A 1,552-nucleotide genomic window follows, 5' to 3' on the forward strand; every position below is an offset into this window, starting at 1 on the left:
AGGCTGTGGGCCAAACTGATGACAGCGCGTATGATGGCCGCATCATCGGCATCTTTGGTACAGTTGCGCACAAAGGATTGATCAATTTTCAAGGTATTGATGGGAAAGCGTTTCAAATAGCTCAATGAAGAAAAGCCAGTACCAAAATCATCGATAGCCAGCTTGATTTGCGCATCCGATAACATTTTTAACTTGGCAAAGGTGTTGCCCACCTCCCCCATGGCAATACTTTCAGTCAATTCCAGCTCCACCCAGCGCGGATCCAGACCGGAATCGCTGAGCACCTGATTGACAGTATCGATAAAATCGGGCTGTTTGAACTGAATACCAGAGAGGTTGACAGCCAAACGAATGGGGGTTAACCCACTATCCCACCAGGATTTTGCCTGTCTACAAACCCACTGCATCGCCCAAGTGCCCATCGGCACAATCAGACCGATCTCTTCGGCAAGCGGAATAAATTGCGCCGGAGAGACCATACCTTGCTGTGGGCGTTCCCAGCGAATCAAAGCCTCAGCACCGATCAAACGACCGCTTTGCACATCCATCTGGGGCTGGAAAAACATGAGAAACTCATTGCGCTCCAAAGCATTGCGCAAATTGCTCTCCATGACCATGCGCGCCATCGAAAAGGTATTCAAGGAGTTGCGATAAAATTGAAAATTATTGCGTCCCTGCTCTTTGGCATGATAGAGCGCGGCATCGGCATTTTTCATCAAGGTTTGCACATCCTCTCCATCCAAAGGAGAGATGCCAATGCCGACACTGACACCTACATAATATTCCATACTGTCGATAACAAAAGGTCTGGCAAAGCGATCCATGATATTTTTTGAGACCTGGGCCGCCTCCTGGGTATGGGATAATTTGGATAAAATGATACCAAACTCATCTCCTCCCAAACGTCCCAGAGCATCGGCGGCCAGCAAATGGGCATGGGCATGCACCACTTCACCTAACCGTTCACTGACCTGCACCAGCAAGCGATCCCCCACATCATGCCCCATGCTGTCGTTGATCACCTTAAAACGGTCAAGATCCAATAATAATATCGCCACCATGCCATCGCGGCTCAATGAATCGCTGAGAGCATAGCTCAGTCGTTCCTGAAACAGATGGCGGTTGGGCAAATCGGTCAAGGTATCATGCCCCAGAAGGTGCAGCAGACTCTCTTCCGACTCTTTGAGAGCAGTCAGATCGGAGAAGACCCCTACATAGTTACGAATGGTCCCTTCTGGCCCCAAAATGGCACTGATGGTCAACCATTGCAGATATTCGGTACCATCTTTGCGGCGACTCCAAAATTCACCCTGCCACTTGCCACTTTCGCGCAAGGAGTCCCAAAATTTGTTATAAAATTGCTGATCATGGCGTTCTGACTGAATCAACTGCATGCTGTTGCCGAGAGCATCCTCTGCAGCATAGCCGGTGATGCGGGTAAAGGCAGGATTGATGGATTGCACAATCGCCTCTGGATCGGTGACAATAATGCCATCATTGGTGTTGTCAAACACGCTGGAAGCCAAATACAGTTTGCGTTCGGCCTCCAGAT

At 49.4% G+C, this 1,552-nt stretch carries 1 protein-coding gene; it reads right to left on the bottom strand.

Features of this window, described 5'->3' with window-relative positions; genetic code table 11:
* On the bottom strand, window positions 1–1,514 hold a 1,514-nt coding region (locus tag EJP87_RS16110; RefSeq protein ID WP_193771464.1), incomplete at its 3' end, for a putative bifunctional diguanylate cyclase/phosphodiesterase.
* Window positions 1,515–1,552: the final 38 nt, after the last annotated feature.

The organism is Candidatus Magnetaquicoccus inordinatus (assembly GCF_004217665.1).
In the GTDB taxonomy this organism is placed as follows: Bacteria; Pseudomonadota; Magnetococcia; order Magnetococcales; family Magnetaquicoccaceae; genus Magnetaquicoccus; species Magnetaquicoccus inordinatus.